Consider the following 25,049-nt stretch of genomic DNA (forward strand, 5'->3'; position numbering starts at 1 on the left):
GAGGGCCGCGCCGGCGGCCGGGGGCGGGGGAAGGGCGCCGGCGGGCGGCGCGGGCCTCCGGAGGACGGGCAGGGCCCGGGAAACGGGTCCAGGGCCGGTACTCCACCCCCGAGCGGGGGAGTACCGGCCCTCGGCCGTGTGTGCTGCCGCGGCCTGAGCGGGGCTCAGGGGAGCAGTCAGAGGACGCGGACGGCGCCCGTCGGCTTGTCGTAGCTCAGGGAGCGCTCGACGATGCCGGTGCTGGGGTTCTGCGCGCCGACGAACTTGCCGCCGCCGACGTAGACGGCGACGTGGTACGCGCTGCCCTTGGAGCCCCAGTAGAGGATGTCGCCCGGCTGCAGGGCGCTCAGGGAAACGGACTTGCCGGCGGAGGACTGCGCCTGGGACATGCGCGGCAGGGAGATGCCGGCCTGGCGGTAGGCGGCCTGGACGAGACCGGAGCAGTCGAACGAGGACGGGCCGGTGCCGCCCATGACGTACGCCTTGCCGACCTGCGCGCGGGCGAAGTTGACGATGGCGGCGGCGGAGCCGGTCGCCGGGGCGGTGACCGTGCCCGTGCCCTGCGGCGCCGTGGCGGAACCGGAGCCGGAGCCCGAGGTGGTCTTCAGCGAGGTGCGCTCGGAGTCGCGGGTGGCGCGCTCGGCCTCGGCCTTGCGGTCCGCCTCCTCCTTCGCCTTCTTCTCGGCGGCCTTCTGGGCCTCTTCCTTGGCCTGCTTGGCCTCGGCGGCGGCGCCCGTGCGGGCGCTCTCCTCCTGGGCGGTCAGTTCGCCCTCGACGGCCGCCAGTCGGGTGTTCTCGGCGGCCGTGGTGACGGCGGAGGACACCTCGGCGGCCAGGTCCATGTCGAGGACCGGCATTTCGAGGGTCGACTCGGTCTTGGGCTCGGCGGGGGACGCGCTCGCCGTGCCGGCCATGGCCAGGGTGCTGAGGACGCCACCGGCAACTCCGGCGCGGACCGCGAGCTTCGAGGCGCTGCGGCGGGGCTTCCGGTGGCTGGGTATGTGAGCGGTGTGGGACATGAGGACAACCGGTATCAGGGCGCCAGGGTTCCCTTCAAGAAACGTGGGGTGCGCCACAGTTGCGTCCGAACGGCGCGAACCGGGCGCTCCGCGCTTCTTATTGACGCCGTAACGGGCTAAACGGACACGCCCTCACAGGGCTGTGATCATGGGGTTTCAGAATTAAGTCCGAAATGATCCACGGACTACCACCCCTCCGCACAGATGGCCAAGCCCTCTTTCGGAAGGCCGGATTCAGAGTGGCGCAGGTCACAGGAACATCACGTGTCGTGGACGCTGTGGCCCGCCCGTGACCTTCCTGTGAAGGTGCCGAGAGGGTTCGTGAACGGATGCACGTGCTCGCCGGCCGCTCCGTCGGCGTCTGCCCCGCGTCCACCTCCGTACGCACGGGCTCCCCCGACCGGGCGACCCGGATCCCCTTATCACCTGACGGCCTCCCGTGCCAATTTGCCTGCACCCGCCATCGTTTGATAGAGCAACCCGCCTTCGACCTGCGAAGACGGGCTCGAATGTCACCTTTGGTGATCATGCGGATGCTTCGCGTACGAAGATCACCACTCATCGGACTTCATGATCGTTCGTCAGGTGGTGGAGATCACAAACTCGGTGTTGTTACCCGTGTCGCAGATCACAGACGAGCGGGCATAAGATGCGCAGCAGTCCGGCTTGTGAACTGCCTCACATGTGCACGATCTTCGCGAGGCGGGGCACGCGTCGCCGGCAGCGGTCCAACGGTCAAGGACGACTGGAAGGAGCGAGGAGCGTGAATGCGTACGCGCCCATCCTCGTGCTCGGCGCCCTCGGCGCAGGGTTTGCGATCTTCTCCGTGGTCATGGCCACGCTGATCGGCCCAAAACGCTACAACCGGGCAAAGCTGGAAGCCTACGAGTGCGGCATCGAACCGACACCGATGCCGGCCGGCGGCGGTCGCTTCCCCATCAAGTACTACCTGACGGCGATGCTCTTCATCGTCTTCGACATCGAGGTTGTCTTCCTCTACCCCTGGGCCGTCACCTTCGACTCCCTGGGGATCTTCGGGCTCGTCGAGATGCTGCTCTTCGTGCTCACCGTCTTCGTCGCCTACGCCTACGTCTGGCGCCGCGGCGGCCTGGAATGGGACTGAGGGGCTGAATTCCCATGGGACTGGAAGAGAAGCTGCCGAGCGGCTTCCTGCTCACCACCGTCGAACAGGCCGCGGGATGGGTGCGCAAGTCGTCCGTCTTCCCGGCGACGTTCGGCCTCGCCTGTTGCGCCATCGAGATGATGACGACCGGAGCCGGCCGCTACGACCTGGCCCGCTTCGGCATGGAGGTCTTCCGCGGCTCCCCGCGCCAGGCCGACCTGATGATCGTCGCCGGCCGGGTCAGCCAGAAGATGGCGCCGGTGCTGCGCCAGGTCTACGACCAGATGCCCGCTCCCAAATGGGTGATCTCCATGGGGGTTTGTGCATCCTCGGGCGGAATGTTCAACAACTACGCGATCGTCCAGGGCGTCGACCACATCGTCCCGGTGGACATCTACCTCCCCGGCTGCCCGCCCCGCCCCGAGATGCTGATGGACGCGATCCTCAAGCTCCACCAGAAGATCCAGGGCGGAAAGCTCGGCGTGAACCGGGAGGAGGCGGCCCGCGAAGCGGAAGAGGCCGCCCTCAAGGCCCTCCCCACCATTGAGATGAAGGGGCTGCTCCGGTGAGCGAGACCCACGAGCCGGAGAACGGCGCCACCGGCGACGACAACGGCACCGAAGGCGGCCTGCCCGCCCCGCGCGCCCAGGGCCCCGAGGTCATCGGCGTCCGCAAGGGCATGTTCGGAGCCCGGGGCGGCGCCGACACCAGCGGCTACGGCGGCCTCGTCCGCACCGTCGCCCTTCCCGGCGCGAGCAGCCGCCCGTACGGCTCCTACTTCGACGAGGTGGCCGACGAGCTCGAAGGCGCCCTGGAGGAGCAGGACCTGCTCCCGGAGAACGCCATCGAGAAGACGGTCGTCGACCGGGGCGAGCTCACCTTCCACATCGCCCGCGAGCACCTCGTGCGCGTCGCCCGCACCCTGCGCGACGACCCGGCCCTGCGCTTCGAGCTCTGCACCGGCGTCTCCGGAGTGCACTTCCCCGGCGACAAGGGCCGCGAACTGCACGCCGTGTACCACCTGCGCTCCCTGACGCACGGCCGGATCCTGCGGCTGGAGGTGTCGGTCCCGGACGACGACCCGCACGTCCCCTCGCTCGTCACCGTCTACCCGACCAACGACTGGCACGAGCGCGAGACCTACGACTTCTTCGGCCTGGTCTTCGACGGGCACCCGGCCCTCACCCGGATCATGATGCCGGACGACTGGCAGGGCTTCCCGCAGCGCAAGGACTACCCCCTCGGCGGCATTCCCGTCGAGTACAAGGGCGCCCAGATCCCGGCTCCCGACCAGCGGAGGTCGTACAGCTGATGTCCACGTCACACCACGCGTCCTCCCGCGAGACCACCGAGGGCACCGTCTACACCGTCACCGGCGGCGACTGGGACGAGATCGTCCAGTCCGCCGCCAAGGCCGACGACGAGCGGATCGTCGTCAACATGGGGCCCCAGCACCCGTCCACCCACGGCGTGCTCCGGCTGATCCTGGAGATCGACGGCGAGACGGTCACCGAGGCCCGCTGCGGCATCGGCTACCTGCACACCGGCATCGAGAAGAACCTCGAATTCCGGAACTGGACGCAGGGCACCACCTTCGTCACGCGCATGGACTACCTGACGCCCTTCTTCAACGAGGCGGCCTACTGCCTCGGCGTCGAGAAGCTCCTCGGCATCACCGACCAGGTCCCGGACCGGGCCACCGTGATCCGCGTCCTGCTGATGGAGCTCAACCGGCTCTCCTCCCACCTGGTGTGCATCGCCACCGGCGGCATGGAGCTGGGCGCCACCACGATCATGATCTACGGCTTCCGCGACCGCGAGCTGATCCTCGACATCTACGAGCTGATCACCGGCCTGCGGATGAACCACGCGTTCATCCGCCCCGGCGGCCTCGCGCAGGACCTGCCCCCGGGCGCCGTCGACCAGCTGCGCGAGTTCGTGAAGACCATGAAGAAGAACCTGCCGGAGTACGACAAGCTCGCCACCGGCAACCCCATCTTCAAGGCCCGCATGCAGGACGTCGGCCACCTCGACCTCGCCGGCTGCATGGCCCTCGGCGCCACCGGCCCGATCCTGCGCTCCGCCGGCCTGCCGCACGACCTGCGCAAGTCCGACCCGTACTGCGGCTACGAGACCTACGAGTTCGACGTGCCGACCACCGAGACCTGCGACTCCTACGGGCGCTTCCTGATCCGCCTGGAGGAGATGCGCCAGTCGCTGCGGATCGTCGAGCAGTGCCTGGAGCGCTTGGAGCCGGGCCCGGTGATGGTCGCCGACAAGAAGATCGCCTGGCCGGCGCAGCTGGCCATGGGCCCCGACGGCCTAGGCAACTCGCTCGACCACATCAGGAACATCATGGGCACCTCCATGGAGGCCCTCATCCACCACTTCAAGCTGGTGACCGAGGGCTTCCGGGTACCGGCCGGCCAGGCGTACGCGGCCGTCGAGTCCCCCAAGGGCGAGCTCGGCGTCCACGTCGTCTCCGACGGCGGGACCCGCCCCTACCGGGTCCACTTCCGCGACCCGTCCTTCACCAACCTGCAGGCCATGGCCGCGATGTGCGAGGGCGGCCAGGTCGCCGACGTCATCGTCGCCGTCGCCTCCATCGACCCCGTGATGGGAGGCGTCGACCGATGACCGCCAGTCCTCAGAACCGAGGGGTCTCGCTGGGCATGCCCCAGCTGCCCGCCCCCGACTTCCCGGCGGAGGTGCGCGCACGCCTCGCGGCGGACGCGGCGGACGTCGTCGCGCGCTACCCCGACAGCCGCTCCGCGCTTCTCCCCTTGCTGCACCTGTGCCAGTCGGAGGAGGGATACGTCTCCAAGACCGGCATCCGCTTCTGCGCCGAGACGCTGGGGCTGACCACCGCCGAGGTCACCGCCGTCGCGACCTTCTACACGATGTACCGGCGCAAGCCCTCCGGCGACTACCAGGTCGGCGTCTGCACCAACACCCTGTGCGCGGTCATGGGCGGCGACGCCATCTTCGAGGAGCTCCAGCAGCACCTCGGGGTCGGCAACAACGGGACCACCCCCGACGGCAAGGTCACCCTCGAGCACATCGAGTGCAACGCGGCCTGCGACTACGCCCCCGTGGTGATGGTCAACTGGGAGTTCTTCGACAACCAGACCCCCGCGTCCGCCAAGGCCATGGTCGACGACCTGCTGGCCGGCCGCGAGGTCGCCCCCACCCGGGGCGCGCCGCTGTGCACCTTCAAGGAGACCGCCCGGATCCTCGCCGGCTTCCCGGACGAGCGCGCGGGAGCCGTCGAGGCCACCGGCGGTGCCGGCCCCGCCTCCCTGATCGGACTGCGGATCGCCCGCGGCGAGTCCCCGCACACCCCGATCGTCCACCCGCGCGGCGAGACCACCACCGAGGGAGGGGAGTGATGTCCGTGTCCTCCGAACTGAGCAACGGGGGTGCCTCCCGGCCGGAGGCCGGGGGAGGGACCAGCCCGGAGAAGCTGCTCGCGCCCGTCCTGTCGGCCTTCTGGGACGAACCCGCGTCGTGGACGCTGGAGACCTACCGGCGCCACGAGGGCTACGAGGGCCTGCGCAAGGCGCTCGCGATGACCCCGGACGACCTCATCGCCTACGTGAAGGACTCGGGCCTGCGCGGACGCGGCGGCGCCGGCTTCCCCACCGGGATGAAGTGGCAGTTCATCCCGCAGGGCGACGGAAAGCCGCACTACCTCGTCGTCAACGCCGACGAGTCGGAGCCGGGGACCTGCAAGGACATCCCCCTCCTCTTCGCCAACCCGCACTCCCTCATCGAGGGAATGATCATCGCCTGCTACGCGATCCGCTCCGAGCACGCGTTCATCTACCTGCGCGGCGAGACGGTGCCCGTCCTGCGGCGCCTGCACGAGGCCGTGCGCGAGGCGTACGCGGCCGGATACCTCGGCAAGGACATCGACGGCACCGGGCGCAACCTCGACATCACGGTGCACGCGGGCGCGGGCGCGTACATCTGCGGCGAGGAGACGGCACTGCTCGACTCCCTCGAAGGCCGGCGCGGCCAGCCCCGGCTGCGTCCCCCCTTCCCGGCGGTCGAGGGGCTCTACGCCTGCCCCACTGTCGTCAACAACGTCGAGTCCATCGCCTCGGTTCCCGCGATCCTGAACAAGGGCAAGGACTGGTTCAAGTCCATGGGGACCGAGAAGTCCCCCGGCTTCACCCTGTACTCGCTCTCCGGCCACGTCGCCGGCCCCGGCCAGTACGAGGCGCCGCTCGGCATCACCCTGCGCCAGCTCCTCGACATGAGCGGCGGCATGCGGCCCGGCCACCGGCTGAAGTTCTGGACCCCGGGCGGCTCCTCCACCCCCATGTTCACCGACGAACACCTCGACGTCCCCCTGGACTACGAGGGGGTGGGCGCCGCCGGCTCGATGCTCGGCACCAAGGCGCTCCAGTGCTTCGACGAGACCACCTGCGTGGTGCGCGCCGTGACCCGGTGGACGGAGTTCTACGCCCACGAGTCCTGCGGCAAGTGCACGCCCTGCCGCGAAGGCACCTACTGGCTGGTCCAGTTGCTCCGCGACATCGAGGCGGGCAAGGGCGTCATGTCCGACCTCGACAAGCTGAACGACATCGCCGACAACATCAACGGCAAGTCCTTCTGCGCGCTCGGCGACGGCGCGGCCAGCCCGATCTTCTCCTCGCTCACGTACTTCCGCGCGGAGTACGAGCAGCACATCACGGGCAAGGGCTGCCCCTTCGACCCCAGGAAGTCGACCCTCTGGGCCGACACGGAGGTGAACGCATGACCGTCACCACTACGTCCGCCTCCGGGGGCGAACCCGCCGTCCCGCCGGAGGACCTGATCTCGCTCACCATCGACGGGGTCGCCCTCTCCGTGCCCAAGGGCACCCTCGTCATCCGGGCCGCCGAACAGCTCGGCATCGAGATCCCCCGGTTCTGCGACCACCCCCTCCTCTCCCCGGCCGGCGCCTGCCGCCAGTGCATCGTCGAGGTCGAGGGCCAGCGCAAGCCGATGGCCTCCTGCACCATCACCTGCACCGACGGCATGGTCGTCAAGACGCAGCTCACCTCCGAGGTCGCCGACAAGGCCCAGCGCGGGGTGATGGAGCTGCTGCTCATCAACCACCCGCTGGACTGCCCCGTCTGCGACAAGGGCGGCGAGTGCCCCCTGCAGAACCAGGCGATGTCCCACGGCAACGCCGAATCCCGGTTCGAGGGGAAGAAGCGCACCTACGAGAAGCCCGTCCCGATCTCCACGCAGGTCCTGCTGGACCGGGAGCGCTGCGTGCTCTGCGCCCGCTGCACCCGCTTCTCCAACGAGATCGCCGGCGACCCGATGATCGAGCTGCTCGAACGCGGCGCGCTCCAGCAGGTCGGCACCGGCGAGGACGACCCCTTCGAGTCGTACTTCTCCGGCAACACCATCCAGATCTGCCCGGTCGGCGCCCTCACCTCCGCCGCCTACCGGTTCCGCTCCCGGCCCTTCGACCTCGTCTCCTCCCCGAGCGTGTGCGAGCACTGCGCCGGCGGCTGCGCCACCCGCACCGACCACCGCCGCGGCAAGGTGCTGCGCCGGATGGCCGCCGAGGACCCCGAGGTCAACGAGGAGTGGATCTGCGACAAGGGCCGCTTCGGGTTCCGCTACGCGCAGCGCCCGGACCGGCTGACCACCCCGCTCGTGCGCAACGCGGCCGGGACCCTGGAGCCGGCGAGCTGGCCCGAGGCCCTCCAGGCCGCCGCCGACGGACTCGCCGCCGCGCGCGGCCGCGCCGGAGTGCTCACCGGCGGCCGGCTCACCGTCGAGGACGCCTACGCGTACGCCAAGTTCGCCCGGGTCGTGCTCGACACCAACGACATCGACTTCCGGGCCCGCGTGCACAGCGCGGAGGAGGCCGAGTTCCTGGCCGCCACCGTCGCCGGCACCGGCAAGGACCTCGACGGCGAGGGGGTCACGTACTCCTCGCTGGAGGCCGCTCCCGCCGTGCTGCTCGCCGGCATCGAGGCCGAGGAGGAGGCCCCCGGGGTCTTCCTGCGGCTGCGCAAGGCCCACCGCAAGCGCAAGCAGCGGACGTTCGCCCTCGCGCCCTTCGCCACCCGCGGCCTGGAGAAGGCGGGCGGCACCCTGCTGGCCGCCGCACCCGGCACCGAGCCCGAGTGGCTCGACGCACTGGCCTCCCGCACCGGCCTGGAAGCCGGCGGCACCGAGGCCGCGGACGCTCTGCGCGCCCCCGGCGCCGTCATCGTCGTCGGCGAGCGCCTCGCCGGAGTGCCCGGCGCGCTGACCGCCGTCGTGCGCACCGCCGCCGCCACCGGCGCCCGGCTGGTGTGGATCCCCCGCCGGGCCGGCGAGCGGGCCGCCGTCGAGGCGGGCGCACTGCCCTCCCTGCTGCCGGGCGGCCGTCCGGCCACCGACCCGCGGGCGCGCGACGAGGTCGCCACCGTCTGGGGCCTGGACGAACTCCCGCACCGCTACGGACGCGACACCGGCCAGATCGTCGAGGCCGCCGCCACCGGTGAACTGTCGGCCCTGCTCGTCGCGGGCGTCGAGGTCACCGACCTGCCGGACCCGCGACGGGCCCGCACGGCGCTGAAGGAGGCCTTCGTGGTCTCCCTCGAACTGCGCCCCGGCGAGGTCACCGACCACGCCGACGTGGTGTTCCCGGTCGCGGCCGTCGTCGAGAAGACCGGCGCGTTCATCAACTGGGAAGGCCGCGTGCGCCCCTTCGAGGCCGCGCTCAAGCCCGACCAGATGACCCGCCGGCTCGCCCCCGCCGACGCCCGCGTGCTGCACATGCTCGCGGACGCCGCCGACCGGCCGATCGCCCTGCCCGACGTGCACGCCGTACGCCGGGAACTGGAACGGCTCGGCCCGTGGGAGGGCGGACTCGCCGCCGAGGCCGCCACCGACACCGCGCCGCTGCCGCGCCCGGCCGCGGGCGAGGCGCTCCTCGCCGGCCACCGGCTCCTGCTCGACCTGGGCCGGCTCCAGGAGGGCGACGACGCCCTGGCCGGCACCCGGCACGAGGCGAGCGCCCGGCTCTCGGCCGCCACGGCCGCCGAGACGGGCGTCAAGGACGGCGACGTCCTCGCGGTCACCGGTCCGGCCGGCTCCGTGGAACTCCCGCTCCGGATCACCGAGATGCCCGACCGAGTGGTCTGGCTCCCGCTGAACTCCACCGGCTCCGGCGTGCTCGCCGACGCCGGAGCCCGGCCGGGCACCCTCGTACGCATCGGCCCGGCGACCCCGGCCGCCGCCGGCGACACCACCGCGGAGGTGGACGCGTGAACACCGTTCAACTCGCTGCCGAGGACCTCTCCCTGTTCGGGAAGGACGTCTGGTGGCTCGTCGTCATCAAGGCGGTGTTCTGCTTCGCCTTCCTGATGGTCACCGTGCTCTTCTCCATCGTGTGGGAGCGCAAGGTCGTCGCCTGGATGCAGCTGCGCATCGGCCCCAACCGGCACGGTCCCTGGGGCATGCTCCAGTCGCTCGCCGACGGCGTGAAGCTGATGCTCAAGGAAGACATCATCGTCAAGCGGGCCGACAAGGTGGTGTACGTCCTGGCCCCGATCATCGCGGCGATCCCGGCCTTCATGGCCATCGCCGTGATCCCCTTCGGCCCGCCCGGTGACGAGATCTCCATCTTCGGCCAGCGCACCACGATGCAGCTGACCGACCTGCCCATCGCGATGCTCTACATCCTCGCGGTGGCCTCCGTCGGCATCTACGGCATCGTCCTCGCCGGCTGGTCCTCCGGCTCGACCTACCCGCTCCTGGGCGGCCTCCGCTCGTGCGCGCAGATGATCTCCTACGAGATCGCGATGGGCGCGGCCTTCGCCTCCGTCTTCCTCTACTCCGGGTCGATGTCGACCTCGGCGATCGTGGAGGCGCAGGCCGACCGCTGGTACATCGTGCTCCTGCCGGTCTCCTTCATCATCTACGTCATCACGATGGTCGGCGAGACGAACCGCGCCCCCTTCGACATGCCGGAGTCCGAGGGCGACCTGGTCGGCGGCTTCAACACCGAGTACTCCTCCATCAAGTTCGCGCTGTTCATGCTCGCCGAGTACGTCAACATGGTCACCGTCTCGGCGGTCTCCGTGACCCTCTTCCTCGGCGGCTGGCGGGCCCCGTACCCGATCAGCACCTTCTGGGAGGGCGCGAACCACGGCTGGTGGCCGCTGCTCTGGTTCGTCCTCAAGGTCCAGCTGCTGCTGTTCTTCTTCATCTGGCTGCGCGGCACGCTGCCGCGCGTGCGCTACGACCAGCTGATGAAGCTCGGCTGGAAGGTGCTCATCCCGGTCTCCGTGGTCTGGCTGATGCTCGTCGCCACCGTCCGGGCCCTGCGCAACGAGGCCTACGACTTCAGCGAGATCGCCCTCTACGTGGGCAGTGCCGTCATCGCGATCCTCCTGTTGTCCTTCGTCGCCGACGTCTTCCGCGACAAGCGGGAGAAGGCCACGGCGGAGCGGGCCGGGAAGGCCGCGGCGGCCGAGCCGTTCGACCCGATGGCGGGCGGGTTCCCCGTGCCGCCGAAGCCCGGCCAGCACCTGGCACCCGTACCGCGCAGGCGGTCCCGCAGCGAGCGGGAGCTGATCGTCAGTGGCGGGACGAATTCCGACAGTGACCGAGAGGAGGGTGCTGAGAATGTCTGACGAGAAGTGGCAGAACCCGGTGGCCGGCTTCGGCGTGACCTTCAAGGCCATGTTCAAGAAGCGCCTCACCGAGCAGTACCCGGAGCAGCAGAAGACCACCGCCCCGCGCTTCCACGGACGCCACCAGCTCAACCGGCACCCCGACGGTCTGGAGAAGTGCATCGGGTGCGAGCTGTGCGCCTGGGCCTGTCCCGCCGACGCCATCTACGTGGAGGGCGCGGACAACACCGAGGAGGAGCGCTACTCCCCGGGTGAACGCTACGGCCGCGTCTACCAGATCAACTACGCCCGCTGCATCCTGTGCGGGCTGTGCGTCGAGGCCTGCCCCACCCGGGCGCTGACCATGACGAACGAGTTCGAACTGGCCGACGCAAGCCGCGAGTCGCTCATCTACACCAAGGACCAGCTGCTCGCCGGGCTGACCGAGGGCATGGTCGAGGCCCCGCACTCGGTCTTCCCCGGCACCGACGAGCAGGACTACTACCGCGGACTGGTGACGGGCGCCGCCCCGGGCACGGTCCGCCAGGTGGCGGTCTCCAAGGGGGAGGAGCCGGCCGAGGGGGCCGACGGGAACGCGGAGGTGGGGGCATGAGCGCCATCGCCGCCACCGTCACCTCCACCGGCGAGGCCGTGCAGTTCTGGATCCTCGGCACGGTCGCCGTCATCGGCGCGCTGGCCACGATCCTGATGAAGAAGGCCGTGCACAGCGCGCTCAGCCTGGCCGGGACGATGATCATCCTGGCCGTCTTCTACCTCGCCAACGGGGCGTACTTCCTGGGCGTCGTCCAGGTGATCGTCTACACCGGCGCGATCATGATGCTCTTCCTCTTCGTGGTCATGCTCGTCGGCGTCACCGCCGCCGACTCCCTGAAGGAGACCATCAAGGGCCAGCGCTGGCTCGCGGCCCTGTGCGGGCTCGGCTTCGGCATCCTGCTGATCGGCGGCATCGGCAACGCCGGGATCAGCCACTTCAACGGACTCGGCAAGGTCAACTCCGCCGGGCACGTCGAGGGACTGGCCCAGCTGATCTTCACCAAGTACGTCTTCGCCTTCGAGCTCACCGGCGCGCTGCTGATCACCGCCACGGTCGGCGCCATGGTCCTCACCCACCGCGAGCGCACCGAACGCGCCGCCACCCAGCGCGAGCTGGCCGAGCGCCGCGTCCGCGAGGGCGTCCAGCTCCCGCCGCTGCCCGCGCCCGGTGTCTACGCCCGGCACAACGCGGTGGACGTTCCCGGCCTGCTCCCGGACGGCACCCCGTCCGAGCTGACCGTCAGCAAGACGCTGCGCGCCCGCGGCCAGGTCCGGGACGTCTCCGGCCAGGCGCTCGACGACCTCAAGGCCCTGGAGCAGCGTTCCGCGGAGCGCCTCGGCCGTGAGGAGGCCTCGAAGTGAATCCGGTCAACTACCTGTACCTGGCGGCGCTGCTCTTCACCATCGGTGCCGTCGGCGTGCTCATCCGCAAGAACGCGATCGTGCTGTTCATGTGCGTCGAGCTGATGCTCAACGCCTGCAACCTCGCCTTCGTCGCGTTCTCGCGGATGCACGGCAACCTCGACGGCCAGATCATCGCGTTCTTCACGATGGTCGTCGCCGCCGCGGAGGTCGTGGTCGGCCTGGCGATCATCGTGTCGCTGTTCCGTACCCGCCACTCGGCCTCGGTCGACGACGCCAGCCTGATGAAGCTGTAAGGGGTCGCTGTGGAGAACCTGATTGCGCTGCTGATCGCGGCGCCCCTGCTCGGAGCGGTGGTGCTGCTCTGCGGCGGCCGCCGCCTCGACAAGGCCGGCCACTGGCTCGGCACCCTGCTCGCGGCCGCCTCGTTCGGCATCGGCGTGGCCCTGTTCGCGGACATGCTGGGCCGGCCGTCGGACGACCGCACCCTCACCCAGAACCTGTACACCTGGATCCCCGTCGAGGGCTTCCAGGCGGACATGGCCTTCCAGCTCGACCAGCTGTCGATGACGTTCGTCCTGCTGATCTCCGGGGTGGGCACGCTCATCCACGTGTACTCCATCGGGTACATGGAGCACGACGAGCGCCGCCGCCGCTTCTTCGGCTACCTCAACCTGTTCGTCGCGGCCATGCTGCTGCTGGTCCTCGCCGACAACTACCTGCTGCTGTACTTCGGCTGGGAGGGCGTCGGCCTCGCCTCGTACCTCCTGATCGGCTTCTGGCAGCACAAGCCCAGCGCGGCCACCGCCGCCAAGAAGGCCTTCCTGGTCAACCGCGTCGGCGACATCGGCCTCTCCATCGCGATCATGCTGATGTTCACCACGTTCGGGACCTTCGCCTTCGGTCCGGTGCTCGGCGCGGTGGGCGAGACCTCCGAGGACACCCTCACGGCCATCGGCCTGATGCTGCTGCTGGCCGCGTGCGGCAAGTCCGCCCAGGTGCCGCTGCAGTCCTGGCTCGGCGACGCGATGGAGGGCCCGACCCCGGTCTCGGCCCTCATCCACGCGGCGACGATGGTGACCGCCGGCGTCTACCTGATCGTCCGCTCCGGGGCCATCTTCAACGCGGCGCCCGACGCCCAGCTGGTGGTCACCGTCGTGGGCGCCGTCACGCTCCTCTTCGGTGCGATCGTCGGTTGCGCGAAGGACGACATCAAGAAGGCCCTGGCGGGCTCGACGATGTCGCAGATCGGCTACATGATCCTGGCCGCCGGCCTCGGCCCCATCGGCTACGTCTTCGCGATCATGCACCTGGTGACGCACGGCTTCTTCAAGGCCGGCCTCTTCCTCGGCGCCGGATCCGTGATGCACGGGATGAACGACGAGGTCGACATGCGCAAGTACGGGGGGCTGCGGAAGTACATGCCGGTCACCTTCGTCACCTTCGGCCTCGGCTACCTGGCGATCATCGGCTTCCCGGGCCTGTCCGGCTTCTTCTCCAAGGACATGATCATCGAGGCGGCCTTCGCCAAGGGCGGCACCGAGGGCTGGATCCTCGGCGGGGTCACCCTGCTGGGCGCCGGCATCACCGCCTTCTACATGACCCGCGTCATGCTCCTCACCTTCTTCGGCGAGAAGCGCTGGCAGCCGGACGCCGACGGCCACGCGCCGCACCCCCACGAGTCCCCGAAGTCCATGACCATCCCCATGGTCATCCTGGCCTTCGGCTCGGTCTTCGCCGGCGCCTTCTTCGAGATCGGCGAGCGCTTCCTGAAGTGGCTGGAGCCCGTCACGGGCTACTCCCACGGGAACCCGCCGGTCAGCGCCATGACCGTCACCGCGGCCACCATGGTGATGCTCCTCGTCGGCGTCGGCATCGCCTGGGCGATGTACGGCAAGCGGCCCGTCCCGGTCGTCGCCCCGCGCGGCTCCTTCCTCACCCGGGCCGCCCGACGGGACCTCTACCAGGACGACTTCAACCACGTCGTGCTGGTGCGGGGCGGGGAGCACCTCACCCGCTCCCTCGTGTACGTCGACCACAGCCTGGTCGACGGGGTGGTGAACGGGACGGCCGCCTCGGTCGGCGGTCTCTCGGGCCGCCTGCGCAAGCTGCAGAACGGCTACGCCCGCAGCTACGCGGTCTCGATGTTCGGGGGCACGGCGATCCTGATCGCCGCGACCCTGCTGATGAGGGCGGTGTGACATGAACTTCCCGCTTCTGACGGTCACGGCCGCGGTCCCCGCGGTCGGCGCGATCCTCACGGCGGCCGTCCCGGCCGGCCGCAGGGCCGCCGCCAAGTGGCTCGCGCTGCTGGTCTCACTGGCGACCCTGGCCCTGGCCGTGCTCGTCGCCGTCCGCTTCGAACCCGGCGGAGACCGCTACCAGCTCACCGAGTCCCACGCCTGGATCCCCGACTTCGGCGTCCGCTACGAACTGGGCGTGGACGGGATCGGCGTGGTCCTCATCGGACTCACCGCGCTCCTGATCCCCTTCGTGATCGCTGCGGGCTGGCACGACGCCGACCCGCTGGAGACCAGCTCGAAGCGCTGGCGGCCCACCCAGGGCTTCTTCGCCCTGATCCTGCTGGTCGAGGCGATGGTGATCATCTCCTTCGAGGCCACCGACGTCTTCCTCTTCTACGTCTTCTTCGAAGCCATGCTCATCCCGATGTACTTCCTCATCGGCGGCTTCGGGGACCGGGCGCACGCCGGGTCCGACGAGAACGCGGCCGCGCAGCGCAGCTACGCGGCGGTCAAGTTCCTCCTCTACAACCTGGTCGGCGGCCTCATCATGCTGGCCGCGGTCATCGGCCTGTACGTGGTCGCGGGGAACTTCTCGCTCCAGGAGATCGCCGCCGCGCGCGCGGCGGGCACGCTCGACATGGCCACCAACACCGAACGGCTGCTGTTCCTGGGCTTCTTCTTCGCCTTCGCGGTGAAGGCCCCGCTGTGGCCGCTGCACACCTGGCTGCCGAACGCGATGGGGGAGTCCACCGCGCCGGTCGCCGTGCTGATCACCGCGGTCGTCGACAAGGTCGGCACCTTCGCGATGCTCCGCTTCTGCCTCGGCCTCTTCCCGGACGCCAGCAAGTGGGCCACCCCGGTGATCCTCGTCCTGGCCCTGATCAGCATCGTCTACGGCGCGCTGGTCGCGGTCGGCCAGCGGGACATCAAGCGGCTGGTCGCCTACGCCTCGATCTCGCACTTCGGCTTCATCGTCCTGGGCATCTTCGCGATGACCTCCCAGGGCCAGTCCGGCGCCACCCTCTACATGGTCAACCACGGCCTGTCGACGGCGGCGCTGATGCTGGTGGCCGGCTTCCTGATCTCGCGGCGCGGCTCGCGGCTCATCGCCGACTACGGAGGCGTCCAGAAGGTGGCCCCGGTCCTGGCCGGCACCTTCCTGATCGGCGGCCTCGCCACCCTCTCGCTGCCGGGCCTCGCACCCTTCGTCAGCGAGTTCCTCGTCCTGGTCGGCACCTTCGCCCGGTACCCGGTCGTCGGCATCATCGCCACCACCGGCATCGTGCTCGCCGCGCTCTACACGCTGGTGCTCTACCAGCGCACGATGACCGGGCCCGTGAAGGAGGAGGTCCGCAGCATGCCGGACCTGCGCCTGCGGGAGGTGCTGGTGGTCGCCCCGCTGATCGCCCTGCTGATCGGCCTCGGCGTCTACCCGAAGGTGCTCACCGACATCGTCAACCCGGCGGTGGAGCACACCATGTCGGACGTCCGGCAGACCGACCCGAAGCCCGAGGTCGTCGTCGACGCCAAGAACGGAGAGGCGGCGAAGTGAGCGCACTGAACTCCGCCCACAGCCTGTGGACAATGGCGGCGGACGGGCCGGCCGGCCGGATTCCGGCCCCGACCATCGAGTACGCCCAGCTCGCACCCACGCTGATCGTGGTCGGCGCGGCGATCATCGGGATCCTGGTCGAGGCCTTCGTGCCCCGCAAGGCCCGCTACCACGTCCAGGTCTTCCTGGCCCTGGCCGCGCTGGCCTCCGCCTTCGCGGCGGTCGTCGGCCTCGCCGCCGGCGGGTACGGCTCCACGAAGGCGCACGTCGCGGCGATGGGCGCCATCGCCGTGGACGGCCCGGCGCTCTTCCTGCAGGGCACCGTCCTGCTGGCCTCGGTCGTCGCGGTCTTCACCTTCGCCGAGCGGCGCCTGGACCCGGCCGCGCACGGCAACCGCGTGGACTCCTTCGCCGCCCAGGCGGCGTCGGTGCCCGGCAGCGACAGCGAGAAGGCCGCGGTCAAGGCGGGCTTCACCACCACCGAGGTCTTCCCGCTGGCCCTGTTCGCGATCGCCGGAATGCTCATCTTCCCGGCGGCCAACGACCTGCTGACGCTGTTCATCGCCCTGGAGGTCTTCTCCCTCCCGCTGTACCTCCTGTGCGCCGTCGCCCGCCGCCAGCGGCTGATGTCCCAGGAGGCCGCGGTGAAGTACTTCCTGCTCGGCGCCTTCTCCTCGGCCTTCCTCCTCTTCGGCATCGCCCTGCTCTACGGGTACGCGGGCTCGGTCTCGTACGCGGTGATCGCCGACGTGGTCGACGGGACCGTCACCACGATCGACCCGGCCCTCGCGGGGACCATGGGCAACGACGCGCTGCTGCTGATCGGCGGCGCGCTCATCCTGACGGGCCTGCTCTTCAAGGTCGGCGCCGTCCCGTTCCACATGTGGACCCCGGACGTCTACCAGGGCGCCCCGACCCCGATCACCGGCTTCATGGCCGCCGCGACGAAGGTGGCCGCCTTCGGCGCCCTGCTGCGCCTGCTCTACGTGGTCCTGCCGGGGCTGCGCTGGGACTGGCGCCCGGTGATGTGGGGCATCGCCATCGTCACCATGCTGGCGGGCGCGGTGATCGCCGTGACCCAGACGGACGTCAAGCGCCTGCTGGCCTACTCGTCCATCGCCCACGCCGGCTTCATCCTGGCCGGTGTCATCGCGACCTCGGCGGAGGGCGTGCGGGCCGTCCTCTTCTACCTGGCCGCGTACTCCTTCGTCACGATCGGCGCGTTCGCCGTGGTCACGCTGGTCCGCGACGCGGGCGGCGAGGCCACCCACCTGTCCAAGTGGGCCGGTCTGGGACGGCGTTCGCCGCTGACGGCAGCCGTCTTCGCGGTCTTCCTGCTCGCCTTCGCCGGCATTCCGCTGACGTCGGGCTTCACCGGGAAGTTCGCCGTGTTCTCGGCCGCGGCCGAGGGCGGCGCCGGGGCGCTGGTCGTGATCGGCGTCCTCTCCTCCGCGATCGCCGCGTTCTTCTACATCCGGGTGATCGTCCTGATGTTCTTCAGCGAGCCGAAGGCCGACGGTCCGACCGTGGCCGTGCCCTCGCCGCTGACGATGACCACCATCGCGGTGGGCGTCGCGGTCACCCTGGTCCTGGGCCTGGCGCCGCAGTACTTCCTGGACCTGGCGGGGCAGGCGAGCACCTTCGTCCGCTGACCGCTCCACCGCTCCACCACACGGCCGTGGGCCCGGCCCCCTTCCTCGGGGGCCGGGCCCACGGCCGTGCGCGGGGCTACTTCTTCGGACGGTGGCGGGGCGTGATCGCCGTGAGGTCCACGTCGATGGTGAACGGTACGGAGAGCTTCAGGCGGTCGTGGAAGATGCCCGTCGCCACGTAGGAGCCCGTGGCGGGATCCAACTCGTAGACGTAGACCACGGCGCGTCCGTCCTTGTTCTCGACCCGCCAGAAGTGCACGATCCCGGCCCTGGCGTACTTCAACGGCTTGGTCTCGCGGTCGCGTCCGACCGAGTCGGGGGAGACCACCTCGATGGCGAGCTCCACCGCCCCGGCGGGGAAACGGGTCTGTTCCAGGTCGTCCACGACATCGGTGCGGACGACCACCACGTCCGGCTCGGGCCGGTTGTGTGCGTCGATGTCGATCGTGAACTCGCGAAAGATCTCGAAGTCGGCGGGTGCCGCCGACCGCAGCTGCCACTTGAACAAGTCGACGGCTCGCTCGTGGAAGATGCTCTGCGGACTCACGAAGATCAGGCTCCCGTCGATCAGCTCCGTGTGCGGAGGCAGATTCGGAAGCGTGTCCAGGTCGTCCGCGGTCCAGCCGCCCGCGGGCGGGATGGGCCAGCGGGGCCCCGGCTCCGGCTCCGGTTCGGGCTGCGGCGCTGCGGGTCCGACGCTCATCAGTGCTCCCATGGGGCAGAGTCTCGCGAGTCCGCTCAGCGTATCGCCGGAGTTCTCGCGCGAGCTCACACTGACGAGTGAGTCATATGCCGTTGCCACTTGACGAACCCGGTCGCGGCCGCGGCTAGTGGCCGTGGGAGGTGGCCGGCTTGCCCGGGGTCGGAGCCTTCTTCGGGCAGGTCAGAGCGGTGTTCCAGTTGTGGAAGCGGCCCGCCGGGTTCTCCTTGTAGGCCCACATGTGCAGGTCGTAGTGCTTGGGCATGCCCGCCCAGTGGCCCGGCATCGGCCCGTCGAAGGGCAGCCCGAACATGCTCGGCCGGTCGTCGGCCGTCTTCAGGTCCTGGTCGCGGTCGGTGGACATCCACTCCACCGTCTCCAGCCGGCGCCGGCCGTTCTTGTCCTTCTCCCGGCTGTAGAGGAGCGCCGTGGGCCTCGCCGGGTCCTTCGAGCCCCAGTTGGCCTGCTTGACGTAGTGGTAGTTCATGGCGCCCGCCCCGAACGGGTTCGTCATGCACTCCTCGCCCATCGGGACGTACCCGTCCTTGAGGGCCTGCCGCTCGTCCGCGTACTTGGCGGTCGCCGCCATCGCCGTCGCCATGTCCCGCATGGCCTTCGCGTTGCGCGGGTCGGGCGCCGGGCCCTCGACCCCGGCGGCCGGGGCCACGGCGGTCAGGCCGAGCGTCACGGCGGCCGCGCAGGTGACGAGGGTCCTCAGGCTGCGTACGGTCATGGCGCGGCTCCTCGCGGTGGGGGTACCGGGTACGGGTTCCCGCTCCCGGTCGTCCGTCCACCATCCCGGGCCGCCGCGCGCGCCGCACGCGGCGCGCCTCCGAACGGGGGCCGGGCAGGCCCCGTCCGGAGGCGCCGAGGACTACTGCGCCGCGGGCGCCGCCGGCACGATGCGCCCGGTGACCTCGCCGAGGCCGACGCGGGTGCCGTCCGGGCCGGGGGCCCACGCGGTCAGGGTGACGGTGTCCCCGTCCTCCAGGAAGGTCCGCTTGCCGTCGGCCAGCTCGATGGCGTCGCGGCCGTTCCAGGTGAGTTCCAGCAGCGAGCCGCGCTGGGCGACCTCCGGGCCGCTGACCGTGCCCGAGCCGAAGACGTCGCCGGTGCGCAGGGAGGCGCCGTTGACGGTCATGTGGGCGAGCTGCTGGGCGGCGGTCCAGTACATCGTCGCGAACGGCGGCCGCGCCACCTCCTGCCCGTTGACGGACACGGTGATGTGCAGGTCGAAGCCGCCCGGACGGTCGACGGCCGCGTCGTCCAGGTAGGGCAGGAGCGGGAAGTCCCGGGCCGGCGGGGCCACCCGGGCGGCGTCCAGGGCCTCCAGGGGGGTCACCCAGGCGGAGACGGAGGTGGCGAAGGACTTGCCGAGGAAGGGGCCGAGCGGCACGTACTCCCAGGCCTGGATGTCGCGCGCCGACCAGTCGTTGAGCAGGAACAGACCGAAGACGTGGTCCTCGAACGCGCCCAGCGGCACCGGGCTGCCCAGCTCCGAGGGCGCACCCACGACGAAGCCGACCTCGGCCTCGATGTCGAGCTTGACGGACGGGCCGAAGACGGGCGCCGGGTCGGTGGGGGCCTTGCGCTGCCCGGAGGGCCGTACGACGTCGGTCCCGGAGACCACGATCGTGCCGGAGCGGCCGTGGTAACCGATCGGCAGGTGCTTCCAGTTGGGGGTCAGCGCGTCGCCGTCGGGGCGGAACATGCGGCCGACGTTGGTGGCGTGGTGCTCGCTCGCGTAGAAGTCGACGTAGTCGGCGACCTCGTACGGCAGGTGCAGCGTGACCGCGTCCAGCGGCAGCAGGTGCGGCTCGACGGTGGGGCGGTGGCCGGGGTCGGTCACCCAGGCGGTCAGCGCACGGCGCACGTCGCGCCAGGCGGTGCGGCCGGCGGCCAGCAGCGGGTTGAGGGAGGGCTGCCCGAGCAGTCCGGCGTACGGGGAGCCGAGCGCGACCGCGGCCGCCCCCGCGTCGAGCACGTGCCCGCCGATGCGCACGCCGATCCGGCGGTGCTCCTCCCCGGCGGTCGAGAAGACGCCGTAGGGGAGGTTGTGCGGCCCGAACGGGTCGCCCTCGGGGACATCGAGGGGGCTCTGCTGGGGCATGGGGTGCTGCCTCGCTTTCGACGCGGTCCGGGGGTGTCCCGGGGGCTGGTTGACACGTTACGTGGCTGAAGGGGCCTAGGGGAGGCCGGATTCGGGCTCTATTTGTAGGACTTGTCCGCAGGGGTCCGTATCCTTGGCGCCGTGACTTCCGCGCCTCTTCCGGCCCTCCCCCCTGCTTTGATCGCGACCGACCTTGACGGGACCCTGCTGCGCGCGGGGGACACCGTTTCCGCCCGTTCCTACGGGGCTCTCGCGAAGGCCCGCGCCGTCGGCGCCCAGCACATCGTCGTCACCGGACGCCCGGTGCCACAGGTCCGGCACGTCCTGGACGACCTCGGTTATACGGGGCTCGCGGTGTGCGCGCAGGGCGCCCAGGTGTACGACGCGGCGCGCGGCCGGATGCTGCACTCCGTCGCCATGGACCGCGAGCTCGCCGAGGTGGCCCTCGGCAAGATCGAGGCCGAGATCGGCGAGGTCTACGCGGCCGTGAACCAGGAGGGCCTGGACGCGGAGATGCTGATGGGGCCGGGCTACCGGATGTGGCACCCCCACCTGCCGACGGTCCGGGTCCCGCGGCGTTCGGGCCTGTGGTCGGCGCCGATCAACAAGGTGCTGCTCCAGCACCCGGAGCTCGACGACGACGAGCTGACGCGGGTGGCCCGGGCGGTGGTCGGGGACCTGGTGAACGTCACCATGGCGGGGGAGCACACCGTGGAGCTCCAGCCGCTCGGCATCGACAAGGCGGGCGGGCTCGCCCGCGCCGCCGAGGTCCTGGGGGCGTCCCCGGCGGGGACGATCGCCTTCGGCGACATGCCGAACGACATCCCCATGTTCGCGTGGGCGGCATGGGGGGTGGCGATGGCGAACTCGCACCGCGAGCTGGTCGCCGTGGCGGACGAGGTGACCCTGTCGAACGACGAGGACGGCGTCGCGGTGGTCCTGGAGCGCCTCTACGCCTGACCGGCCCTGCTGCCCCGGGCCGGTCGGGGCCGGGCGGGCGGTCAGCCCGCGCTGCGCGGGAGGCGGCGTTCCCAGGTGCGGTGGAAGACCACCTCGTCGCCCTCCCGGCACACCACCTCGTTCGACGTGAGGAAGCCGCCCTCGTCGCAGGTGATCTCCGAGCGGGTCTCCACCCGGGCGTCCCAGCCCAGGTCCGGCCGGTGCAGCCGGATCCGCCACCGCGAGCGGGTCCGCGCCGACAGCGGGTCCGCGTCCTGGATCTCGTAGGTCTCCTCCGCCTCCTCGCCGTACTCCAGGCCGTCCGGGTACACGCGGGTGCCCCCGTAGCGCGGGTCGACCTCCAGCCGCCAGGTGCCGCGCGCGACGTCCCGTACGACGAGCCGTTCCGGGCGGGGTTCGTCCAGGGTGGCCGGGACCGTCACCCCCAGCGGCTCCGCCTGCTCCGGCGGCTCGAACACGATCCCGTCCTCGGCCGGCCCGGCCACCCGCACGGGCAGGGTCAGCGCGCTGCCCGCCGGGTCCAGGGTCCAGCCGGCCTCGGAGCCGGCCCGCGGCCAGATCCACGGCCAGTACGCGGAGGACACCGCCAGGCGGATCCGGTGCCCCGGCGGGAAGGCGTGCCCGATGCCGCCCAGCTCGAAGGAGACGTCCTCGTACGAGCCCACCGGCCACGGGACGGCCCGGTGGCGGCCCTGCCGGGCGGACAGGTTCAGCGCGCCCCGGGTGACGAGCGTCGAGGAGCCGTCCGGGGCGACGTCGCAGAGCCGGGCCACGACCTGCCCGTACGGGACGTCGAGGCGCAGCCGCAGGGTCACCGACGCGCGCCCCAGGATCTCCACCGGCTCGTCGCCCTCGACCGGGAACTCGAAGCAGGCCGACTTGGCGTCCTCCTCGCGCTGGTCCGGCGGCAGGTCGGCCTCGTTGCCGAAGGGGAAGAAACGGCCCGCGTCGAGCCCCGTGTGCTGCGGCGAGGCCACGGCCACCGGCGCGCCCGCGAACACGTACGGGACGGGGACCACCGTCGCCGAGGGCCAGCTCCGCTCGGCGACCCAGCGGCCCGGCAGCTCCTCGTACACGGTGGCCGGCGGGTGCGCGTCGCTGATCCAGGCCCGCAGCAGCGGCTCGTCCATCACGTCGTTGTCCACCCCCTTCAGCCAGTGGTCCCACCAGCGCAGGGTCTCCTGGAGGAAGCCGATCGCGGGTCCGGGCGGCAGCCCGCGGTCCGGGTACTGGTGCGACCAGGGCCCGATCAGCCCGCGGACCCGCCGCGGGTCCAGGTGCTCCACCAGGCGCAGCACGGTGTCCCGGTAGGGGTCGTGCCAGCCGCCGACGGCGAGGACGGCCGCGCCGACCGCCGTGTAGTCCTCGCAGACGCTCCCGTGGCGCCAGTAGTCGTCGCGGGTCTGGTGGGACAGCCAGGTGTGGACCAGCGGCTCCATCGCCTCCAGACGCTCCAGCCACTGCGCGCGCCAGCCGTCGCCGGCGAAGAGCGGGTCCGGCGGCCGGGCGGTGAAGGCCAGCATGGTGGCCGCCCACGCGTGCATGTCGACGGCGAGCACGGAGCCGCCCATGTAGTGGACGTCGTTGTCGTAGCGGTCGTCGGTGGAGCAGACGGTGACGACCGCCTTGAGGGGCTCGGGGGCCAGGGCGGCGATCTGGAGGGAGTTGAATCCGCCCCACGAGATCCCGAACATCCCCACCGCGCCCGTGCACCACGGCTGCGCCGCCAGCCACTCCACGACCGCGACCCCGTCGGCCAGCTCGCGCGGGTCGTACTCGTCGCCCGGCCGCCCGCCGCTGCAGCCGTGGCCGCGCACGTCGACGCGTACGGAGGCGTATCCGTGGCCCGCGTACCAGGGGTGGCGCTGGGCGTCGCGGGGCGCGGTCCAGTCGGTGAGCCGGTAGGGGAGGTACTCCAGCAGGGCGGGGACCGGTTCGTCCGTCACGGGCCGCCAGACGCGGGCGTACAGCGCGACGCCGTCGGGGAGCGGGATCCGGACGTCCTCGTGCGTGGTCCGGTACGGGAACTCGGTGCGGATGATCATCGGGTTCGGCCGCCAATCGCCTCAGTGGACGGGGTGCATGGTGCGGCGCAGCCACGGCGCCAGTGCGATCACGGCCAGGCCGGCCGCCACCGCTACGGCGCCGTTGACGCCGAAGTACACGGGGTGGGACACCTGGCCGTAGGCCTTGACCACCTGCGCCTGGATGCCGTTGGCCAGGGCGAGGGAGAGGAACCAGAGGGCCATCGTCTGGCTGCCGAAGGCCCGGGGGGCGAGCTTGCTGGTGGCCGACATGCCCGAGGTCTCCAGCAGGACGTCGCCGAGGCCGAGCAGCAGGTACGACCCGACGATCCACCAGGCGGCCATCCGGTAGGAGTCCCCGTCGTGCCCCGAGGTGGGGATCACCATGAGCAGGAAGGACAGGCCGCCGAGGATCACCCCGATGGCGATCTTGTTGGAGGCGTGCGGCTGGCGGGGGCCCATCCTGGCCCAGACGGCGGCGACCACCGGGGCCAGCGCGACCTCGAAGGCGCCGAGGGCGGAGGCGTACCAGCTCGACGGGAAGTCGAAGCCGAGGATCGTGGTGCGGGCGTTGGTCGAGGCCAGCAGCATCATCGTGGAGTAGGCCTGGAAGAGGATGAAGTTGAAGGCGACCGAGGCCAGGAAGAGCACCACGTACGGGCGCAGCCGGCCGCGCTCCGCGGCCGTCACCCGGGGGCTGCGGAACATGACCGCGAAATAGACGACGGGCGCGAGGACCGAGACGAGCGTCAGCAGGTCGACGAACCGGTCCATCGTCAACCAGCCGATGACGGCCAGAAGGGTGGCGAGCGCGGCGGCGGCGAGACCCCCGCCGATGATCAGCCGTACGGCGCGCCCCAGGGCGGCGGGCGCGAGCGCGTACTCGGCGGAGTGCCTGCGCCCGGCCAGGTGACGGCGGCCCAGCACGTACTGGACCAGGCCCGCGGTCATGCCGATCGCGGCGGCGGAGAAGCCCCAGTGCCAGCCCTGGTGCTCGCCGAGCCAGCCGGTGACCAGCGGTCCGGCGAAGGCGCCGATGTTGATGGCCATGTAGTAGAGGGCGAAGCCGGCGTCGCGCCGGTCGTCGTCCGTGCGGTAGAGCTTGCCCACCATGGTGGCCACGTTCGGCTTGAGCAGGCCGGTGCCCGCGCTGATCAGGCCGAGGCCGGTCCAGGTCATGGCGGTGGTGGGCACGGCCATGGCGTAGTGGCCGCAGGCGATGAGGATGCCGCCCCAGAGCACGGCGCGGTACGAGCCGAGGATGCGGTCGGCGAGCCATCCGCCGGCGACGGAGACGAGGTAGACCATGGTTCCGTAGGCGGCCGCCACCGAGGCGGCGGTGCCCGGGTCCATGCCCAGGCCGCCGTGGGCCACCGTGTCCGCGAAGTAGAGGACGAGGATGGCCTGCATGCCGAGGAAGGAGAAGCGCTCCCACACCTCCAGTCCGGAGAGCGTGGCGAGGCCCCGAGGGTGCCCGAGGAAGGCATGCTCGTCACCGGGCGGCGGCTGTTCGGCCTCCGGATCCGCGGGCTCGTCCCGATCGGTTGCAGATGTGGGCAAAACGCACTCTCCGGTTGATTCGGCTCCTCACGAACATACCGGGGCTCATCGGGCGGTGCGTGGCGGGTGGCCGGGAAG

At 70.9% G+C, this 25,049-nt stretch carries 21 protein-coding genes; 15 read left to right on the forward strand and 6 right to left on the reverse strand.

What is annotated here, in order from left to right; genetic code table 11:
* Positions 1 to 176 precede the first annotated feature (176 nt).
* Positions 177 to 1,019: a C40 family peptidase gene (locus ACPU2J_RS19840; protein WP_399821087.1), complete on the reverse strand. Its 843-nt coding sequence runs from the start codon at positions 1,017 to 1,019 to the stop codon at positions 177 to 179.
* A gap of 763 nt (positions 1,020 to 1,782) precedes the next feature.
* Between ACPU2J_RS19840 and ACPU2J_RS19845 the strand changes: the two genes are divergently transcribed.
* The 14 genes from ACPU2J_RS19845 to nuoN are packed head-to-tail and all read left to right on the forward strand — an operon-like array spanning position 1,783 to position 17,617.
* Positions 1,783 to 2,142, forward strand: a complete 360-nt coding sequence (locus ACPU2J_RS19845) for an NADH-quinone oxidoreductase subunit A (protein ID WP_030010013.1) — start codon at positions 1,783 to 1,785, stop codon at positions 2,140 to 2,142.
* Between the two features lie 14 nt (positions 2,143 to 2,156).
* Positions 2,157 to 2,711 carry a NuoB/complex I 20 kDa subunit family protein gene (locus ACPU2J_RS19850; RefSeq protein ID WP_030162005.1) on the forward strand — a complete coding sequence of 185 codons (555 nt, stop codon included), beginning with the start codon at positions 2,157 to 2,159 and terminating at the stop codon, positions 2,709 to 2,711.
* Between the two features lie 59 nt (positions 2,712 to 2,770).
* Positions 2,771 to 3,454 (forward strand): NADH-quinone oxidoreductase subunit C, encoded by a 684-nt coding sequence (locus ACPU2J_RS19855; protein WP_389071703.1) that lies wholly within the window; start codon positions 2,771 to 2,773, stop codon positions 3,452 to 3,454.
* Complete coding sequence (locus ACPU2J_RS19860) at positions 3,454 to 4,779, forward strand: NADH-quinone oxidoreductase subunit D (protein WP_361591232.1); 1,326 nt, start codon at positions 3,454 to 3,456, stop codon at positions 4,777 to 4,779. Before ACPU2J_RS19855 ends, ACPU2J_RS19860 begins: the two co-directional genes overlap by 1 nt.
* Positions 4,776 to 5,531, forward strand: coding sequence for an NADH-quinone oxidoreductase subunit NuoE (gene nuoE / locus ACPU2J_RS19865; RefSeq protein WP_399821083.1), 756 nt, complete (start codon positions 4,776 to 4,778; stop codon positions 5,529 to 5,531). Before ACPU2J_RS19860 ends, nuoE begins: the two co-directional genes overlap by 4 nt.
* Positions 5,531 to 6,907 (forward strand): NADH-quinone oxidoreductase subunit NuoF, encoded by a 1,377-nt coding sequence (gene nuoF, locus ACPU2J_RS19870; RefSeq protein WP_399821080.1) that lies wholly within the window; start codon positions 5,531 to 5,533, stop codon positions 6,905 to 6,907. Before nuoE ends, nuoF begins: the two co-directional genes overlap by 1 nt.
* The gene (locus ACPU2J_RS19875; RefSeq protein WP_423833743.1) at positions 6,904 to 9,408 is read left to right on the forward strand and encodes an NADH-quinone oxidoreductase subunit G; all 2,505 of its coding nucleotides are present in this window, start codon (positions 6,904 to 6,906) and stop codon (positions 9,406 to 9,408) included. The genes nuoF and ACPU2J_RS19875 overlap by 4 nt, the downstream gene beginning before the upstream one ends.
* Positions 9,405 to 10,775, forward strand: a complete 1,371-nt coding sequence (gene nuoH, locus ACPU2J_RS19880) for an NADH-quinone oxidoreductase subunit NuoH (protein ID WP_361591225.1) — start codon at positions 9,405 to 9,407, stop codon at positions 10,773 to 10,775. The genes ACPU2J_RS19875 and nuoH overlap by 4 nt, the downstream gene beginning before the upstream one ends.
* Positions 10,768 to 11,367 (forward strand): NADH-quinone oxidoreductase subunit NuoI, encoded by a 600-nt coding sequence (gene nuoI / locus ACPU2J_RS19885; protein ID WP_361591223.1) that lies wholly within the window; start codon positions 10,768 to 10,770, stop codon positions 11,365 to 11,367. The genes nuoH and nuoI overlap by 8 nt, the downstream gene beginning before the upstream one ends.
* Positions 11,364 to 12,170, forward strand: a complete 807-nt coding sequence (locus tag ACPU2J_RS19890; RefSeq protein ID WP_361591221.1) for an NADH-quinone oxidoreductase subunit J — start codon at positions 11,364 to 11,366, stop codon at positions 12,168 to 12,170. The genes nuoI and ACPU2J_RS19890 overlap by 4 nt, the downstream gene beginning before the upstream one ends.
* Entirely contained in the window at positions 12,167 to 12,466 is a 300-nt protein-coding gene (nuoK, locus tag ACPU2J_RS19895) for an NADH-quinone oxidoreductase subunit NuoK (RefSeq protein ID WP_030016652.1), read from the forward strand. Before ACPU2J_RS19890 ends, nuoK begins: the two co-directional genes overlap by 4 nt.
* 9 nt (positions 12,467 to 12,475) lie before the next feature.
* Positions 12,476 to 14,371, forward strand: a complete 1,896-nt coding sequence (gene nuoL, locus ACPU2J_RS19900; RefSeq protein ID WP_423833744.1) for an NADH-quinone oxidoreductase subunit L — start codon at positions 12,476 to 12,478, stop codon at positions 14,369 to 14,371.
* Between the two features lies 1 nt (position 14,372).
* Positions 14,373 to 15,965, forward strand: a complete 1,593-nt coding sequence (locus ACPU2J_RS19905; protein ID WP_361591216.1) for an NADH-quinone oxidoreductase subunit M — start codon at positions 14,373 to 14,375, stop codon at positions 15,963 to 15,965.
* Positions 15,966 to 15,997: 32 nt separating this feature from the next.
* Positions 15,998 to 17,617 (forward strand): NADH-quinone oxidoreductase subunit NuoN, encoded by a 1,620-nt coding sequence (gene nuoN / locus ACPU2J_RS19910; RefSeq protein ID WP_361591344.1) that lies wholly within the window; start codon positions 15,998 to 16,000, stop codon positions 17,615 to 17,617.
* A 76-nt stretch (positions 17,618 to 17,693) separates the two neighbouring features.
* On the opposite strand, the gene ACPU2J_RS19915 is transcribed toward nuoN, so the two are convergent.
* The 3 genes from ACPU2J_RS19915 to fahA all read right to left on the reverse strand — a co-directional run bounded on the left by ACPU2J_RS19915 (position 17,694) and on the right by fahA (position 20,427).
* On the reverse strand, positions 17,694 to 18,320 hold the full coding sequence (locus ACPU2J_RS19915; protein ID WP_361591342.1) for a Uma2 family endonuclease: 627 nt from the start codon (positions 18,318 to 18,320) through the stop codon (positions 17,694 to 17,696).
* A gap of 124 nt (positions 18,321 to 18,444) precedes the next feature.
* On the reverse strand, positions 18,445 to 19,050 hold the full coding sequence (locus ACPU2J_RS19920) for a hypothetical protein (RefSeq protein WP_423833745.1): 606 nt from the start codon (positions 19,048 to 19,050) through the stop codon (positions 18,445 to 18,447).
* Between the two features lie 141 nt (positions 19,051 to 19,191).
* Positions 19,192 to 20,427 (reverse strand): fumarylacetoacetase, encoded by a 1,236-nt coding sequence (gene fahA, locus ACPU2J_RS19925; RefSeq protein WP_423833746.1) that lies wholly within the window; start codon positions 20,425 to 20,427, stop codon positions 19,192 to 19,194.
* 141 nt (positions 20,428 to 20,568) lie between these two features.
* Here fahA and ACPU2J_RS19930 point away from each other — a divergent pair, with 141 nt between their 5' ends.
* The gene (locus ACPU2J_RS19930; RefSeq protein ID WP_361591210.1) at positions 20,569 to 21,387 is read left to right on the forward strand and encodes an HAD family hydrolase; all 819 of its coding nucleotides are present in this window, start codon (positions 20,569 to 20,571) and stop codon (positions 21,385 to 21,387) included.
* A 41-nt stretch (positions 21,388 to 21,428) separates the two neighbouring features.
* Here the strand turns inward: ACPU2J_RS19930 and ACPU2J_RS19935 are convergent, their stop codons facing one another.
* Together ACPU2J_RS19935 and ACPU2J_RS19940 are read right to left on the reverse strand one after the other, a co-directional pair.
* A complete protein-coding gene (locus tag ACPU2J_RS19935) occupies positions 21,429 to 23,432 on the reverse strand; it encodes a CocE/NonD family hydrolase (protein ID WP_423833747.1) in 2,004 nt (667 codons plus the stop codon).
* A 21-nt stretch (positions 23,433 to 23,453) separates the two neighbouring features.
* The gene (locus tag ACPU2J_RS19940; RefSeq protein WP_423833748.1) at positions 23,454 to 24,971 is read right to left on the reverse strand and encodes a peptide MFS transporter; all 1,518 of its coding nucleotides are present in this window, start codon (positions 24,969 to 24,971) and stop codon (positions 23,454 to 23,456) included.
* Positions 24,972 to 25,049 lie beyond the last annotated feature (78 nt).

The sequence above is a fragment of the Streptomyces manipurensis genome (genome assembly GCF_049570255.1).
Lineage (GTDB): Bacteria > Actinomycetota > Actinomycetes > Streptomycetales > Streptomycetaceae > Streptomyces > Streptomyces manipurensis.